The following is a 17081-nucleotide window of genomic DNA, read 5'->3' on the forward strand; positions in this document are numbered from 1 at the left end:
AATGAGATTGTCCACGTATTTAATTAAAAATCATACATTTTTAATTAAATGCATGGACAATCTTTTCCTTTTTTAATTCAACGGGTATCTAACTAAATTATTTAATAATTCTATCCAATACCCATTCTATCATATTTTTTTCTGAAGTGTGGTGGTCAGCAGAAAACTCACCTCTACGGCGGTTGGCAATTACACAGTTCACGGTAAGAGCTTTATGACCAAGTAGCTTTGATAGACCATAGATTGCGGAAGTTTCCATCTCAAAGTTAGAAACTCCTAAATCGTTAAGGGTTTCTAAGAAGTTTTCATCTACGGCTTTAAGCCTTAGCTGCCTTCCTTGTGGAGCATAGAATCCAGGGAAAGTAGCGGTGTTTCCGTGGTATTTGGCATCTTTGTAATAATCTGAAATATCTTCTGCCCAGTCTGAAAAATAAAGCATTGATTTTATTTTCTCATAAGGGAACTTTTCTAAGAAATTTCTAGAAAATTCATTTTCAAACTGATAGTCTTGGTAGAAATGTAACAAACCGTCAAGTCCCACCACATTTTGAGTTACCAGCATATTATCTACCTCTATATCAGGGTTTACACTACCACAAGTTCCTAAACGGAACAACTGTAACGCAGTATGCTCTGACTTGAATTCTTTATTTTTCAAATCAATATTTACCAAGGCATCTAGCTCATTCATTACGATGTCTATATTCTCAGTACCGATACCTGATGACATCACCGTAATTCTTTCCCCTCTAAGCGTTCCTGTATGTGTATAGAATTCCCTTTTGTTCTTTTTGATTTCTATTTTATCAAAATATTTAGAAACCTTAGGAACACGGTCTGGGTCTCCTACCAAAATTATTTTTTCTGCAATATCCTCTGGAAGTAAATTAAGGTGATACACACTTCCGTCTTCATTAAGCACCAGTTCTGATGCAGCTAACTTATTAAGCATAATTATATATTTTTTATTTTTATCCTCCTACTCGTTTTGTTTTGTATCCCATTTCTTTAAGAATATCCATTATCTTATCCCTGTTGTCGCCTTGTATAATGATAATGCCGTCTTTTTCGGAGCCACCTATTCCTAAAGTTGTTTTAATTTTTTTAGAAATTTGTTTTAGTTCATCATCATTACCTTCAAAGCCTTCTATCAGAGTTACAGGCTTACCATTTCTCCCTTTTTTTTCATATTTACAGATGAGAGGCTCTTTTTGAATAGAAGTTTCCGGCTCCTCTTCAATTTCAAAGTCTTGCTCTATATGGTCAGGAAAAAGGTTCTTTAGTTGGTCTCTTAAATCCATGTTTCAAAGGTAGTAATTTGTTCTTAATTCTAATGCTATTTTGGAAGTGATTTTTTGCAGTTCTTCATAAAGAAAAAATCCAAACCTAGTTATTAAGTTTGGATTTTTGTATATAAAACAGTTAATGTCTATCGTGCGATATTAACGGCTCTAGTTTCTCTAATTACAGTGATTTTTACTTGACCTGGATAAGTCAGTTCATTTTGAATTTTCTCTGAAATATCATAAGAAAGTTGAGCAGCTACGCTATCATTTACTTTAGCACTTTCTACCATCACTCTAAGCTCTCTACCTGCTTGGATAGCATAAGCACTAGACACTCCTTCAAAACTTAATGCTGCTGCTTCTAAATCTTTTAATCTTTGGATATAAGACTCTAGCACTTGTCTTCTCGCTCCAGGTCTTGCACCTGAAATTCCGTCTGCCACTTGGATAATAGGAGAGAGGAGAGAGGTCATTTCTATTTCGTCGTGGTGTGCACCTATGGCATTTACAACTTCTGGATTTTCTCCAAACTTTTCAGCCCATTGCATACCTAATAAAGCGTGAGGAAGCTCAGACTCTTGTTCTGGAACTTTACCTATATCGTGTAATAAACCAGCTCTCTTAGCTAATTTCACATTAAGACCTAGCTCTGCCGCCATAGTTGCTGCTATATTGGCAACCTCGCGAGAGTGTTGTAATAAATTCTGACCATAAGAAGAACGGTACTTCATTCTACCCACTATTTTTACGAGCTCTGGGTGTAAACCGTGTATTCCTAAATCTATAATAGTTCTCTTACCAACTTCTATAATTTCTTCTTCTATTTGCTTTCTTGTTTTTTCTACAATTTCTTCAATTCTTGCAGGGTGAATTCTGCCATCTGTAACTAATCTGTGGAGAGATAGTCTTGCAATTTCTCTTCTCACAGGGTCAAAACAAGATAAAAGGATAGCCTCTGGTGTATCATCTACTATAATTTCTACACCTGTAGCTGCTTCTAAAGCACGGATATTTCTCCCTTCTCTACCAATAATTCTCCCTTTAACATCATCGGATTCTATATTAAATACAGATACCGAATTTTCTATAGCTTGTTCTGTTCCTATTCTTTGGATAGTTTGGATTACTATTTTTTTAGCTTCGTTCTTTGCATTAAGTTGAGCTTCCTCCATAATGTTCTGAACATAAGACTGAGCTTTGGTCTTAGCTTCAGATTTCATGGTTTCTACTAGCTCTTCTTTAGCCTCTTCAGCAGAGTAACCCGAAACTTTTTCTAAAAGTTCTACTTTTTTAGTAATAGCAATACTAAGTTCTTCTTGCTTCTTTTCTAGTTGTTCTTCTTTTCTAGAAAGGTCATTAAGTTTCTTGTCTAAATCTTTTTCTAATTTGCCTACTTTGCTTAGTTCGTCATTTAGTTTTTGCTCTTTATCTCTTACTCTTTTTTCAACCTCCTGCATTTTCTTTTCTCTCTGCTGTATGTGAGCATCATGTTCTGTTTTGAGCTCTAAAAAGCGTTCTTTAGCTTGTATGTTTTTTTCTTGCTTTATACTTTCAGCCTTTACTTTAGCCTTTTCTATTAAATTCTCTGCGTTTTTCTTGGCATCTTCCACGATGAATTTTGCCTTAGAGTTTAATGAGCTTTTAGCAAAAGCAAATCCTATAGCAGTCCCCACTACAAGACTGCCGAGTATACTGATGATTAAAACTACTGTTTCCATTTTATATATATTTAATTTTTAACTTTTTTCCATAAAAAAACCTACAACCATTCTTGTAAGATTAAAAGAGTAAACTCCTAATCAACACGATTCAGGTTAAGTCTTACTATTTGTAATCCGTGATAAAACGGCACGCCATCTAGCAAGCATTTACCCAGTATTAGTTTAGCGTTGAGTTTACCTTAATTAGTGTTAGAACAGTTGTAGGCAAAATTTCACACAATAATGAGGAAAAGTATTTCCGTATCCTAAATTATTGTTTTTTATTCGTCCAATAGTTGATTAAGATAACTTAATCTCTTTTGGACAGTTTCTATATTATTCTCTCCATTTTGTTTGGCGACTTCTGCATTAGTACCTAGCTTTAATGCACACATTGCCAAAACATCTTGTTTATCTTGAACATTAAAATTAGTTTCAAACTCCTTAATCATCATTTCTATTTGCTTTCCTACCTTACGGAGTGTTTCTTCTTCGTCGGCAGGTACATTAAGTGGGTATCTTCTACCGGCTATATTGATATTGATTCTACGCACTTCCATTACAAGCCTTTATTTTGAAGTTGTGCAATACAAGCATCTATTTCCTTAATAAGTCTATTGATATGGTTTTTCATCAATCTATTATGGTTGGGATTACCCGATATTGCAGAAACTAATTTTATTTCTTTATATTTTTCCAACAATTCCTGATGAGCTTTTTTTTCTGCATCTAACTTCCTTTTCGTTTCATTGTAATTTTCTAAAAGCACCGAATAATCATCTTTAAGTTTTTGATAATCATTTTTTAAATGGATTATCTTCCGTTCAACTTCTGAAAAATGATTTTCTATCTCTTTTAGCATACCCTCAGGATGTGTTCTAACCTTGACACAAAAGTATAAAAAAAACTTCGCCTACTAAAGGATTTTTTTACTTTTTTAATTCCTTCTCAAAACTTGTATTGATGTACCTTGAGGCTTTAAATCCTTTAATATTTTGATTGTTTGAGTTTTATAAGAATCGTGGAAAATACTTTTGTTGAAAATTTTTCTTTTAAAATAGGTTTGCTTAAATTTGTAGGTTATTGTTTTTTACATTAAAAATAGAGGCTTATTTATGAGTGAAGCGTTACAACAGGTTAATTATTCTGAAGACAACATCAGAACCCTCGATTGGCAGGAGCATATTAGGCTTCGTCCAGGTATGTATATTGGGAAATTGGGAGATGGCTCGTCGGCTGATGATGGTATCTATATTTTATTAAAAGAAATTCTAGATAACTCCATAGACGAGTTCAGAATGAAAGCTGGTAAAAGGATAGAAATCAAGCTAGATGATAGAAAAGTCCAAATCCGAGATTATGGAAGGGGTATTCCTTTAGGGAAAGTGGTGGATGCTGTTTCTAAAATGAATACTGGAGGAAAGTATGACAGTAAGGCGTTTAAAAAATCGGTAGGACTTAACGGAGTAGGTACTAAAGCGGTTAATGCTTTATCGGAATATTTCAGGGTAAAATCGGTACGAGATAATAAGACTAAAGTGGCTGAATTTTGCAGAGGTAACATTACGGAGAATTTTCCAGAAGAAGACTCTAGTGATAGAAATGGGACTGAAATTACCTTTATCCCGGATGCTGAAATATTTTTGAATTATAAATTCAGAAAAGAGTACATCGAGCGTATGCTTAGAAATTACGCCTATCTAAACCCAGGTCTTAAAATTATTTTTAATGGAGAAACTTATTTCTCCGAAAATGGACTGAAGGATTTGCTGGAAGAGGAAATGGAAAGCCAAACACTTTACCCAATTGTACACCTTAAGGGTGATGATATAGAGGTTGCCATTACTCACTCGGATAAGTCCCAAACAGAAACTTATTTTTCATTTGTTAATGGGCAAAATACCACACAAGGTGGAACGCACCTTAATGCCTTTAGAGAAGCCTATGTAAAAACAATACGAGAATTTTTCAATAAAAACTTTGATGCTTCGGACATCAGAAAATCCATTATTGCAGCAATTTCTATAAATGTAGAAGAGCCTGTTTTTGAATCTCAAACCAAAACCAAGTTAGGTTCTAATGATATTGGTCCACAAGGTCCAACTGTAAGAACTTTTGTAATAGATTTTCTTAAGACCAAACTAGATAATTTTCTACATAAAAATCCAGAGGTTGCCGAAGCGGTTCACAAGAAAATTTTGGTTTCTGAAAGGGAAAGAAAAGAGCTTTCTGGAATACAAAAACTCGCTAGAGAAAGAGCAAAAAAGGTATCCTTACACAATAAAAAGCTAAGAGATTGTAGGCAACACTACAATGAGCAAAAAGCCGATAGAAAATCAGAAACTCAGATTTTTATAACGGAGGGAGATTCTGCATCAGGGTCTATCACTAAGTCTAGAGATGTGGAAACTCAAGCCGTGTTTTCTCTCAAAGGGAAACCTCTTAACTGCTACGGACTTACCAAGAAAGTAGTGTACGAAAACGAGGAGTTCAACCTTTTACAAGCCGCACTTAATATAGAGGAAAGTTTAGAAGATTTAAGATACAATCAAGTCATTATTGCCACTGATGCCGATGTGGACGGAATGCACATTAGATTATTGATGATTACTTTCTTTCTTCAGTTTTTCCCTGATTTAATTAAAAATGGACATTTATATATCTTACAAACGCCATTGTTTAGGGTAAGGAATAAGAAAGAAACGCGTTATTGCTACACAGAAGAAGAGCGTATAAAAGCACTAAATGAACTTGGTAAAAATCCTGAAATCACTAGATTTAAAGGTCTTGGAGAAATCTCTCCAGAGGAATTTAAACACTTTATAGGTAAAGACATTAGACTTGAGCCTGTGGTAATAGGTAAAGACCAAACTATAGACCAAATTCTAGAATTTTATATGGGTAAAAATACACCTGATAGACAGCAGTTTATTTTAGAAAATCTAGTCGTAGAAGAAGTAATGGAAGGCTAAAGAACTATTATGGTATGAGATTAAGTAGCAAGAAAAAAATTTCTTATAGTCAGTTTATGTTTACTTTAGCAAATATAGCTTTGGTAATTGGTGTTGGTATTTTTGTGTTACACAGTAAAGGTATATATATTTTCGCCAAATCTACTGCTGTTGGAATTATAGGTTTTTCATTTTTTTTGTACTTTGTATTTTATATCAAAGGGCGACAATTTTTTGAATATGATAGTGATGGCGAAACTCTTAATTTTCAAAATAGAAATATCATTGCTTTTCTTGGCAAAGATGCTAGAGATGAGTTTCCTAAGTATAAATTGGTTTCTTATGACATAATTGATACATTTTTATTTAGAAAATTATATGTAAAAATAAAGAGTAAGAAGGGTAACCTAACGGTACTTAAATATGACATATCTTACCTTAGCAACAGAGAAGTAAAAGATTTAAAGCTATCGCTTAACAGAACCATAAAATTAAATCAAGAAAACTCTAACAATAGAGATATAAAATAGTAATGGAAGAACAATATCAGAAAGGAGAAACACTGAAAAAAGTTTCAGGATTATATAAAGATTGGTTTTTAGATTACGCATCTTATGTAATATTAGACCGTGCCATTCCTTCTATTTTTGATGGTTTCAAACCTGTACAGAGGAGGATTATGCACTCTATGAAGGAGTTAGAAGACGGTCGTTACAATAAAGTTGCTAACATCGTGGGAAATACGATGAAATATCACCCTCACGGTGATGCTTCCATTACAGATGCAATGGTTCAGATTGGTCAAAAAGAACTTCTTATAGACACACAAGGTAACTGGGGAAATGTCTATACTGGCGACTCCGCTGCCGCTGCAAGGTATATAGAAGCGAGATTAACGCCATTTGCATTGGAGGTTGTATTCAACCCAAAAACCACCCATTGGGTAAAATCTTATGACGGCAGAAATAATGAACCAATAGATTTACCTGTTAAGTTCCCATTACTCCTTGCTCAAGGCGTGGAGGGTATTGGAGTAGGGCTTTCTACTAAAGTAATGCCACATAACTTTAATGAACTGATAGAAGCATCTATTGCGTATCTTAAAGGAAAGAAATTCCAGCTTTATCCAGACTTTATGACGGGCGGTATGCTAGATGTTAGCAACTATAACGATGGCGAAAGAGGCGGAAGGTTACGGGCTAGAGCTAGAATCGTTCAAAAAGATAAGCACACTTTATGTATTACTGAGCTTCCGTTTTCCAAAACAACTAGCGACTTGATTGACAGTATCATCAAAGCTAACGAGAAAGGAAAAATTAAAATCAAAAAGATAGAAGATAATACTTCTGACCAGGTAGAAATCAATATTCATCTTAATAATGATGTTTCGCCTGATAAGATGATAGATGCCTTGTATGCATTTACAGATTGTGAAATTTCCATTTCACCCAACGCTTGTGTTATTGTAGGCGATAAGCCAATGTTCTTAAGTGTTTCGGAGATTTTAAAAAGAAATACCGACCACACCGTTTCTCTTCTAAAAAGAGAATTGGAAATAGAACTTGGAGAGCTGGAAGACAAGTGGCATTTTGCCTCTCTAGAAAGAATCTTTATTGAAAACGAAATTTACCAAGAGATTAAAGGTAAAGATTCTAAAGAAGCGGTTTACGAAGCCATTAACTTAGCCCTTCAACCTTTCATTAAAAACTTAATGAGAGAGGTGGTTACCGAGGATATTATTCGTCTTACAGAGCTGCCGTTTATGCGTATTTCTAGATACGATAGAGATAAAGCATTAGAAAACATTGCTGCTCTTGAAGGTAAAATGGAGGAAGTTAAGCATCACTTAGCTCATTTGGTAGAGTATGCCATCAATTATTTCCTCAATATTAAAAAGAAGTTTGGTAAAGATAAAGAACGCCGAACAGAACTTAGAGTTTTTGATACTATTGATGCCACAAAAGTAGCCGTAGCTAACGAAAAATTCTATGTTAATAGGGCAGAGGGCTTTATAGGAACATCACTCCGAAAAGACGAGTATGTGTTTGATTGCTCCGATATAGACGATATTATTACCTTCAGAAAAGACGGCGTAATGCAGGTAACCAAGGTAGAACCCAAAACTTTTGTGGGCAAAGATATTATACACACAGGCGTTTGGAAGAAAAATGATAAACGCACTGTTTATAATATGATTTACCGAGAGGGCAAAACGGGACCTTATTATATGAAAAGGTTTTCCGTAACCTCCATCACAAGAAATACCGAATATCCTTTAGCATCAGAAGCTAAAGGTTCAGAAGTGCTTTATTTTTCTGCCAATCCTAATGGCGAAGCAGAGGTAGTAACGGTTCTTTTAAAACCTAATGCTAGAATACGAAAAAATAAAATAGAGATAGATTTTTCAGATTTAGCGATTAAGGGTAGAAATTCTAGAGGAAATCTGGTTACCAAATATGCTGTAAAAAAGGTAGATTTGAAAGAAGAAGGCGTTTCTACGTTAGCACCTAGGAAGATATGGTTTGATGAAACAGTAAGAAGGCTTAATGCTGATGCAAGAGGTACATTATTAGGTAGTTTCAAAGGAGATGATAAGATACTTACCATCAATACTAAAGGTGAAGCTAAGCTAATGACTTTTGACTTGATGAATCGTTTTGATGATGAGTATCTAGTGCTTGAAAAATGGAGACCAGACCAACCTATCACTTGCATCTACTATGATGGCGAGAAGGAAATCTATTTCATTAAGAGATTTTTATTAGATAATACACTTAATCCTCAAGGGTTTATGCCTAGTGAACACCCAAAATCCTTTATTGAATTTGTGGGAGTTCAAGACGGTTGTACTGCAGAAATCATCTTTGGAAAAGACAAGACAGGTAAAGAAAAAGCTCCTGAAACTATTGATATAGATGAATTTATCGCTATTAAAGGGATTAAAGCAATGGGTAATCAGTTTATTAAGGAAAAAGTAAAGGCTATCAATATTACTATTCCAGAAAGAGAGGAGAAGGAGGAAGAACTCGAAATAGAAGAAAGAGAGCAACAAAATGATTCAGACGATATACCAGAAGAAGGTATTATAGGAGATTTGTTTGGTGGCTAGAAGTATATATACAAATGTTTATATTTAAAGTAAAAATATATGGTTTACGATTTAGAAAAAGAAAATAAAGAGATTTTGGCAAGGTATAAGGATTTAATTTCCAGTACTTACAGAACTCTCAACGAGGAGCAAAATAAGCTCATTCGTAAAGCCTTCGATATAGCACTAGATGCACACAAAGATCAGAGGCGAAAAACAGGTGAGCCATATATTTACCATCCAATTGCTGTAGCTAAGATAGTTGCCGAAGAGATAGGTTTGGGAGCAACTTCTATTGCTTGTGCTTTATTGCACGATGTTATAGAAGGTAGCGATTATACCTACGAAGACATCAAAAAAATATTCGGTGAAAAGATAGCAAGTATCGTTAATGGATTAACGAAAATTTCGGTGATGAACAACCAAAATATTTCTATACAATCCGAAAATTACCGAAAGCTATTGCTTACACTATCCGAAGATTTTAGGGTTATTTTGGTTAAAATAGCAGACCGTCTGCACAATATGAGGACGTTAGATAGTATGCGTCCAGACAAACAGAAAAAAATAGCTTCCGAAACGGTTTATATCTATGCTCCATTGGCTCACAGGCTAGGACTTTATAATATTAAATCTGAGTTAGAAGATTTGTCCCTAAAGTATAATAATCCTGAAGTTTATACAGAAATTACAAGTAAATTAGATTTAGCTAAAGAACAAAGAGAAGGCTATTTAGAAGAGTTTAAGCATGAGGTTTCAGAATATTTATCCAAAGAAGGTCTCAACTTTAAAATAAAAGGAAGAACCAAAGCTATTAGCTCCATTTATAGAAAAATGCTAAAGCAAAATGTAGGCTTTGAGGAGGTTTATGACAATTATGCTATTAGAATCATATACAAATCCGACCTTAAAAACGAGAAATTTTTGGCGTGGAAAATCTATTCCATTGTTACGGACCTTTACAAGAGTAACCCTCAAAGAATGCGAGATTGGATTTCTGCTCCTCGTTCCACTGGGTATGAAAGTCTTCACCTCACGGTATTAGGGCCTGATAACAAATGGATAGAAGTTCAAATTCGTTCTGAAAGAATGGACGAAATTGCCGAAAAAGGGGTGGCTGCTCATTATAAATACAAAGAAGGCTTCAAACGAAATAGTGATGATACCAATTTTGAGCAATGGGTAACCCAAATAAGAGAAGTGCTTGAAAACCAAGAAACAATGAGTACTTCTGAATTGTTAGACGATATTAAACTCAATCTTTATTCTAAAGAAGTTTTTGTTTTCACTCCAAAAGGGGAGGTTACTATTTTACCTAAAAATGCTACGGCTTTAGACTTTGCATTTTCTGTGCATACAGATTTGGGTATGAAATGTTTAGGAGCTAAAATCAATGGTAAATTAGTTCCTATTAGCTATGTGTTAAAAAATGGAGATCAAATAGAAATTTTATCTTCCAATAACCAAAGACCGAAACAAGATTGGCTAGATTTTGTAGTAACTTCTAAAGCTAAATCAAAGATTAAGAATGCTCTAAATATAGAAAGAAATCAGCGTGTTGCAGAAGGAAAAGAAATTTTACAAAGAAAACTGAAAAGTGCAAAAATTGCATTTAGTGAGGAGGAAGTTAATAATCTACAAAAATATTTCGCACTTAAGACTTCACAAGAATTATTTCTTAAATTTCACGATGGTAGCCTAGATATTGGCGATTTAAAAAGATATTCAGAAAGAAAAAGTATCTTCTCATCACTTCTTCAAAAATTCCGAAAAATCCCAACCAAATCTCAAAATATAAGAGAGGAAAATTCTCATCAGAATCTCGATTTAATAGTTTTTGGTAAAGACGAAGAAAAACTCAACCATACTTTTGCTAAATGTTGTACAGTAGTGCCTGGAGATAAGATATTTGGTTTTTTAACCATTTCTGATGGTATCAAGGTGCATAATGATAACTGCCCCAACGCTGTAAATCTACGAGCTAACTATGATTATCGTGTTTTAACTGCAAAATGGGTAAATGCCGAGAGCTTTAGTAATCGTGTTAAAGTACAGGTAGAAGGCTTGGATAGAATGGGAATGATAAATGATATTACCAAAATCATTACCAATGCGATGAGTATTGACATGAGGAGCTTTAGCATAGAATCTACCGATGGGATTTTTACAGGGCAAATAAGCCTAGAAGTTAAAAGTAAAGACCAACTAGAAGAAACCATTAAGCATCTTAGAAAAATAGAAGGGGTAACTAGTGTAAAAAGAGTTTAATTTGATAAAAAAGATAAAAACATTCTATGGAACAACCTAAAATTCATTTAACTCCAGCAGATAAGTACATTTTAAAACCAGTAAACAAGTTTATTAGTAAATCTACCACTGGGGGTATTGTATTATTTATTGCGGCTTTAATTGCGATATTTTTCGCTAATTCTGAATGGAGTGAAGAATATGAACATTTTTGGCATCAGCATATCGCTATTAGTTTTGGAAAATATTCTTTAGATCTATCATTACATCATTGGATAAATGATGGGCTTATGGCTATATTTTTCTTTGTAGTAGGGTTGGAGCTTAAACGAGAGCTTACCAATGGAGAGTTAGCTTCTCCTAAAAAAGCAATGCTCCCAATCATAGCAGCTATTGGAGGAATGATTTTTCCTGCTCTTATTTATACCTTCTTTAATAATGGTACAGATGCTGCACACGGTTGGGGAATTCCTATGGCAACAGACATTGCTTTTGCATTAGGAGTAATGTATCTATTGGGAAATAAAGTTCCTCTGCCATTAAAGGTATTTTTAACGGCTTTAGCTATTGTAGATGATTTAGGAGCCGTTTTGGTAATCGCTATATTTTATACCAATGAGCTACATATGGGATATCTAAGTCTAGGACTTGGTATTTTTGCACTAATGCTTTTCTCTAATAAAATGGGCGTTAAAAGTATCATTCACTATGCTATATTGGGAATAGGTGGAGTTTGGCTTTGCTTCTTGATGTCAGGCGTACACGCTACCATCGCAGCCGTTTTAGCAGCTTTTGCTATTCCTGCTAATGCAAGGGTAAACGAAAGTTATTTTGTCTATAAAATGAGAGAACTCAGAGATAAGTTTCTAGGTATAGACCCCGACGAGAAACAGGAAGATTTAACCGACGAGCAAATTCGTGTAGTGGAGGATATGCATGATTTAACGAGAGAAACTATACCACCTTCTCAGCGTTTAGAGCATGGTATGCATAGCTTTGTGAGTTTTATTGTGATGCCTATTTTCGCATTATGTAATGCGGCTATTCCTATCTCTTTTGATAACGGATTGAGTTTAGTTACTATTGGAGTTATTTTAGGATTATTACTTGGAAAAGTCTTAGGTATATTTGGATTATTAGGTGCTTTGATAAAACTGAAAATAGTTAAAAAAACAGAAGGATTATCTATGAAAAATTTGTTAGGAGTTGCTTTTTTAGCTTCTATAGGATTTACAATGTCTTTATTTATTACAGAACTAGCATTTGATACTAAATTACATCCAGAGTATGTTCCAGAGGCTAAAATGGGGATTATTATAGCTTCTCTCATTGGTGGAATTGTAGGTTATCTTATTCTAAACACTAATAAGGAAGAGAAATAGATTTTTTTGTATTATTAAATTAAGATATTTTGTCAATCAGAGAATAAAGTTAAAGCTAGATTTACAAGATAATAGAAATTGTTGAGTTGGAGGAAATACATAGTGTTATAACTACTGCATTTAGAAGGCTATGGAACCATTTGAAAAAAACAATATGTTAGCAAGCTCACTAAAACTATTATTTTTTAAACTTAATAGTCAATTGGATATTTTAATTTAATAACACCTTTCCATTTCTTTCAAAATAGAAAAAGTCAGACAACTTGTCTGACTTTTTCTTGTTTTTAATAACCGAACAAATCTTCTATGCTTAACTCTTGCACTGTTCCTAAACTTTTTAGATAATTTAAGTTAAGGCTTTTGGTTTGTCCTATAATGGCGGTATGATATGGTATCGGTTTTATGTTTTGATTATAAAAATCAGTTAAATCGTCTAAACTAAGCGAATTTATCTCATCATAAATATCCTTTCTAATGTCGTAGCTATATCCCCATTTTTGCATCGCAAGATAATTGAAATATAAATTCTGCTTCGTAAGTCTTTGTGAGGCAATTTGCTTCAGAGCAGAACTTTTAGCATTGCTGAATTGAGACTTGATTTGAGGAAGTTCGCTCATTAGTTCGTTTATAGAGTTTAAGGCGATTTCCATTTTGTCGGCTTGAGTGCCAAGATAAGACGTTACATAATCATATTTTTTGAGTTGGCTAGGGTAGGTGTAAGACACATAAGCCGAATAAGCCAAAGATTTAGATTCTCGTATTTCCTGAAATACAATAGAGGATAGCCCTCGCCCAAAATATTCATTAAAGACGCTTATTCGCCCAAAATTTTTAGGGTTGATTTCTTCGCCTCGTCCTACCTTCATGATTTCTACCTGTACCATATCATAATCTACTAGATAGACTTTATTTTGATTAGTAAGTGGCTCTGGATAGTTTTTAGGAGCTGGAGGCGTAAGGTTTCCTTTGGTAAGACCTATATCTAATAATGCTGATTTAAACGCTTCAATATCTTGCCCATAGAAGAATAGTTCATAAGGGTAATCCAACAATATTTGGGTTCTTTGTGTAAAATCTTCCGCCTTAGCCGTTTGTAACCTTTCTTTGGTGATAACATCTCGGAAACGAGAGTTTTCTCCATATTTAGCATAATTTACTAAGGCTCTCGTAATTTGGTTTTTGTCCTTTTTACTTATTTCACGAGCGTCTAAGATGGTGGCTACCATAGTTTGATAAATAGAGTTATCAGGCTGTATATTCTTTAGCCAATGTACCATTAGTGCAACTCCTTTAGCAAGATTTTCCTCCAATCCGCCCAACATAATACTAATGTTATCTGTACCAACTTGGAAGCTGTAATTAACGCCTATTTTATAAAACTCTTGTTTAATTTCTTCGGGAGAATAGCGGTCGGTTCCCATATATTCCAAAACTTCTAGCACCAAACCAAGCTCTTTATCATTATCCGTTCCCATAGGGAAAATAAAGTTCATTTGAGCGAGGTTGTTTTGGGTGTTTTTAATGGAGCTTAGTTTAATCCCATTGAGGCTATCCTCTAATATTTCTTTAGAATAATCGGCAAAAATAGGAGCTATATCGTGAGTTTTCTCTGCGAGGAGTTGCGTTAAAAATTCAGATTGAGCTTCCTTATTGATTTTAATAGGCGTTATTTTAGGGTTTTCTACGCGTATGAGTTTATCATTTTCGCCTCTTTCTTTATAAACTACCACATAATTTTCGCCAAAAAATTCGTTAGCAAAACTAATGACTTCTTTTTTAGTAATGGTTTCGTATAGATTGAGTTCGTTTAGTTCTTCGTTCCATTCTCGTTCTTTAATGAAGGTTTCATAAAGGAGTGTGGCGAGTCCATCGGCAGTTTCTAGTTGTTTTAATCTTCCTTTTTTAATATCGTTGATGATGGCAGGGATAAGCCAATCTGGGAAATCTCCTTTTTTCAAGGCTTCTATTTGGGATAGAATTAAATCCTTCGCTTCGTCCAGAGTTTGATTTTCCTTCGGAACAATGACGATAGACAAAAATCCATAAGACTTAAATGGAGAGTGAAACGCCGATGCTCTTAAAGCGGTTTGTTTTTGATTGATGTTTAAATCAATAAGTCCTACCTCACCATTGTTTGAAAGGATTTGAGTGCATATCTCGGTAAGTCTAGCTTCTTGAGTGCCATAGCTATGAGAACGCCACGCCATCTGAAGTCTAGGTGCAGAAGGACTTTTAATAGTTCTTTTAATAATGTTGATTATAGGTTGCTCTATAATAGGTGTTTTTTGAGGCAACTCTCTAAAAGAAAAAGTGCCAAAATAGCGTTCAGCTAAAGCAATAGTTGGTTCAAAATCTAAATCTCCCACCAAAATAAGAGCATAATTGTTAGGAACATAGTATTCTTTAAAATACTTATGTAGGGCTTCCATAGACGGGTTTTTAAGATGTTCGGCTTTACCGAGGGTGGTTTGTTGTCCGTTGGGGTGATTAGGGAAAAGAGCGTCCATAATTTCATAATGCACCAATCTAAAATCGTTATCTTGGGCTCTGTTGAACTCTTCATAAACCGACTCTAGCTCGGTATGGAATAGCCTTAAAGCTAGCTCCGAAAAGCGTTCTTTCTCTACTTTAAACCATTTTTCCAACTCGTTGGACGGGATATTGTTCTTATACACCGTTTCGTCTAGCCAAGTGTGGGCATTAGTGCCAGAAGCCCCTAGAGAAGATAAAATTTTGTCGTATTCGTTAGGGATAGCATATTGTGCTGCCTCTTGAGAAATGGAGTCTATCTCTTTGTAAATTTGCTTTTTTTCTTCCTCGTTTTGGGTGGCTTTGTGCTGCTCAAACAAATCGGATAATTTCTGTAAAAGAGGTCGTTCTTTTTCCCAGTCAAGGCTACCTATTTTAGAAGTACCTTTAAACATCATATGCTCCAGATAGTGGGCAAGACCAGTATTGTCTTTAGGGTCGTTATTACTTCCTGTTCTTACGGGGATATAAGTTTGTATTTTGGGAGCATCAGAATTTTTGGAGAGGTAAACTTTAAGACCGTTTTTTAGCGTGTATATTCTTACTTGGTTGTCGTCGTTAGTTACCGATAGGTATTCTAGCCCATTCTTATCGGTGTGGGATATTACATCATATTTCATCACTTGCAAAAATCTTTATTGAGGTGCAAAGATACCTTAGTTAGAGTAATAATTGGTAAAATATTTCATTATACTAAAGACTTTGGGTACAAAAAAGTCGGAAAGAACAATATTCTTTCCGACTTTAGTTGTTAAATTTACAGTGCATACATTCTTACTTAGAAACAACTTTGTACTCTATTTTAGAAATGCTTCGTTTTTTACCATCTCTTGTGTTCTCAATTTCTGTAGGAAAGTTTTTGTCGTTATAAGAGTATTTATAGCCATATAGAGTAGTCATTTGATTTTGTTTTCCACTTTTGGTTAGCATATTGTTTGTTCCTCCTTTTGAAAGATATATAGCATCTTGAGAGTAGCCCAGTTTATCAAAGCCACTAATGTTTTTAAAAAGAGAGTTCCTGTCGTCATAGGTATATTCTTCCTCTATACTAGTTTCGTTAGAAAGGATTAAAGTAGCAGAACCGTAAGAGGAACTAACCTCTTTCCCTACTCTTTTTAGTATCTGTTTGTTTGGAGTAATGGTGTAAGTGTAGAAACCTTCCTTTTTGTATATTATATTCCCATCTTTTTTGTTTATTTCCTCAAGAGTTACCTCTACTGTATTTCCATTCAATTTATAGGTATAGGCTTCTGTAGAAGTTTGGCTAGGGTAATTACTTATAAAAGTTTCTTTTGTTAAATTGCCATTGCTGTCATACTCGTAAGAGGTTTCTGTTTTCTCACCTTTTATTTTGGTAATCAAGTCTCCTTGATAGGTGTAAACTAAACTATCTTTACTCTTGTTTGGGAAAACTACAACTTCTTTAGAAAGTTTAGTCCCATCGTAAGTTAAGTAGATGTTTTCTTTTTCTTCGTTATTATCCTCAAAGTAGGTTGTTTCTACCTTGTAAGGCAGTATCACTTCTTGGCTTAGAGGAGAAATTTCCTCATCTCGTTTGTTGCATGATACCATAAAAAGGGCAGCCAATGCTACCGTAGACAATAAATAAAATGATTTTTTCATGATGAAATAGTTTTAGTTGAATGAAAATTGATGTGGCAAATATACTTATTTACAAAATTTAATTCCAAATAACATATAAAGGCTCGTAGGAATACAAAAATGGTAATGAGGAACACAAAAACCGCCGTGAGGAATACAATAAAGGCTTGTAGGAATACAAGAATGACCGTGAGGAATAGAAGAATGATTGTGAGGAGCTCATTATTTTAATGAGGAATTAAAAAACAGCTTTGAGGAATAGGAGAATGAACAGTTTTTATTCATAAAATTGAAAA

General features: G+C 34.4%; 12 protein-coding genes. 5 read left to right on the forward strand and 7 right to left on the reverse strand.

Features of this window, described 5'->3' with window-relative positions:
• Positions 1-97: 97 nt before the first annotated feature.
• The 5 genes from D1003_RS00195 to D1003_RS00215 form a co-directional block, all read right to left on the reverse strand.
• Entirely contained in the window at positions 98-952 is an 855-nt protein-coding gene (locus tag D1003_RS00195) for a nucleoside phosphorylase (RefSeq protein ID WP_004919047.1), read from the reverse strand.
• 19 nt (positions 953-971) lie between these two features.
• A complete protein-coding gene (locus D1003_RS00200; RefSeq protein ID WP_153935247.1) occupies positions 972-1301 on the reverse strand; it encodes a translation initiation factor in 330 nt (109 codons plus the stop codon).
• A gap of 128 nt (positions 1302-1429) precedes the next feature.
• Positions 1430-3004, reverse strand: coding sequence for a ribonuclease Y (rny, locus tag D1003_RS00205; RefSeq protein ID WP_153935248.1), 1575 nt, complete (start codon positions 3002-3004; stop codon positions 1430-1432).
• 263 nt (positions 3005-3267) lie between these two features.
• Complete coding sequence (locus tag D1003_RS00210) at positions 3268-3546, reverse strand: cell division protein ZapA (RefSeq protein ID WP_004919039.1); 279 nt, start codon at positions 3544-3546, stop codon at positions 3268-3270.
• Positions 3546-3848: a hypothetical protein gene (locus tag D1003_RS00215; RefSeq protein WP_153935249.1), complete on the reverse strand. Its 303-nt coding sequence runs from the start codon at positions 3846-3848 to the stop codon at positions 3546-3548. The genes D1003_RS00210 and D1003_RS00215 overlap by 1 nt, the downstream gene beginning before the upstream one ends.
• A 253-nt stretch (positions 3849-4101) precedes the next feature.
• Here D1003_RS00215 and D1003_RS00220 point away from each other — a divergent pair, with 253 nt between their 5' ends.
• Genes D1003_RS00220 through nhaA form a run of 5 tightly spaced genes read left to right on the forward strand, consistent with a single transcriptional unit; the run spans position 4102 to position 12654 of the window.
• Positions 4102-5958, forward strand: coding sequence for a DNA topoisomerase IV subunit B (locus tag D1003_RS00220; protein ID WP_153935250.1), 1857 nt, complete (start codon positions 4102-4104; stop codon positions 5956-5958).
• Positions 5959-5972: 14 nt separating this feature from the next.
• Positions 5973-6467, forward strand: a complete 495-nt coding sequence (locus tag D1003_RS00225; RefSeq protein WP_153935251.1) for a hypothetical protein — start codon at positions 5973-5975, stop codon at positions 6465-6467.
• Between the two features lie 2 nt (positions 6468-6469).
• Positions 6470-9046, forward strand: a complete 2577-nt coding sequence (locus D1003_RS00230; protein ID WP_153935252.1) for a DNA gyrase/topoisomerase IV subunit A — start codon at positions 6470-6472, stop codon at positions 9044-9046.
• A gap of 39 nt (positions 9047-9085) precedes the next feature.
• Positions 9086-11293, forward strand: coding sequence for a bifunctional (p)ppGpp synthetase/guanosine-3',5'-bis(diphosphate) 3'-pyrophosphohydrolase (locus tag D1003_RS00235; RefSeq protein ID WP_153935253.1), 2208 nt, complete (start codon positions 9086-9088; stop codon positions 11291-11293).
• Between the two features lie 26 nt (positions 11294-11319).
• Positions 11320-12654: a Na+/H+ antiporter NhaA gene (nhaA, locus tag D1003_RS00240; RefSeq protein WP_153935254.1), complete on the forward strand. Its 1335-nt coding sequence runs from the start codon at positions 11320-11322 to the stop codon at positions 12652-12654.
• A 284-nt stretch (positions 12655-12938) separates the two neighbouring features.
• On the opposite strand, the gene D1003_RS00245 is transcribed toward nhaA, so the two are convergent.
• Entirely contained in the window at positions 12939-15803 is a 2865-nt protein-coding gene (locus tag D1003_RS00245) for a pitrilysin family protein (RefSeq protein ID WP_153935561.1), read from the reverse strand.
• 154 nt (positions 15804-15957) lie between these two features.
• Positions 15958-16806, reverse strand: coding sequence for a hypothetical protein (locus tag D1003_RS00250; RefSeq protein WP_153935255.1), 849 nt, complete (start codon positions 16804-16806; stop codon positions 15958-15960).
• Positions 16807-17081: the final 275 nt, after the last annotated feature.

The organism is Riemerella anatipestifer (assembly GCF_009663465.1).
In the GTDB taxonomy this organism is placed as follows: Bacteria; Bacteroidota; Bacteroidia; order Flavobacteriales; family Weeksellaceae; genus Riemerella; species Riemerella anatipestifer_C.

What these genes read in the sequence shown, in the direction of transcription:
- D1003_RS00215 (WP_153935249.1), bottom strand. Translation starts at nt 3,848, where the DNA reads ATGCTAAAAGAGATAGAAAATCATTTTTCAGAAGTTGAACGGAAGATA.
- D1003_RS00230 (WP_153935252.1), top strand. Translation starts at nt 6,470, where the DNA reads ATGGAAGAACAATATCAGAAAGGAGAAACACTGAAAAAAGTTTCAGGA.
- D1003_RS00225 (WP_153935251.1), top strand. Translation starts at nt 5,973, where the DNA reads ATGAGATTAAGTAGCAAGAAAAAAATTTCTTATAGTCAGTTTATGTTT.
- rny (WP_153935248.1), bottom strand. Translation starts at nt 3,004, where the DNA reads ATGGAAACAGTAGTTTTAATCATCAGTATACTCGGCAGTCTTGTAGTG.
- D1003_RS00235 (WP_153935253.1), top strand. Translation starts at nt 9,086, where the DNA reads ATGGTTTACGATTTAGAAAAAGAAAATAAAGAGATTTTGGCAAGGTAT.
- D1003_RS00210 (WP_004919039.1), bottom strand. Translation starts at nt 3,546, where the DNA reads ATGGAAGTGCGTAGAATCAATATCAATATAGCCGGTAGAAGATACCCA.
- D1003_RS00195 (WP_004919047.1), bottom strand. Translation starts at nt 952, where the DNA reads ATGCTTAATAAGTTAGCTGCATCAGAACTGGTGCTTAATGAAGACGGA.
- nhaA (WP_153935254.1), top strand. Translation starts at nt 11,320, where the DNA reads ATGGAACAACCTAAAATTCATTTAACTCCAGCAGATAAGTACATTTTA.
- D1003_RS00200 (WP_153935247.1), bottom strand. Translation starts at nt 1,301, where the DNA reads ATGGATTTAAGAGACCAACTAAAGAACCTTTTTCCTGACCATATAGAG.
- D1003_RS00250 (WP_153935255.1), bottom strand. Translation starts at nt 16,806, where the DNA reads ATGAAAAAATCATTTTATTTATTGTCTACGGTAGCATTGGCTGCCCTT.
- D1003_RS00245 (WP_153935561.1), bottom strand. Translation starts at nt 15,803, where the DNA reads ATGAAATATGATGTAATATCCCACACCGATAAGAATGGGCTAGAATAC.
- D1003_RS00220 (WP_153935250.1), top strand. Translation starts at nt 4,102, where the DNA reads ATGAGTGAAGCGTTACAACAGGTTAATTATTCTGAAGACAACATCAGA.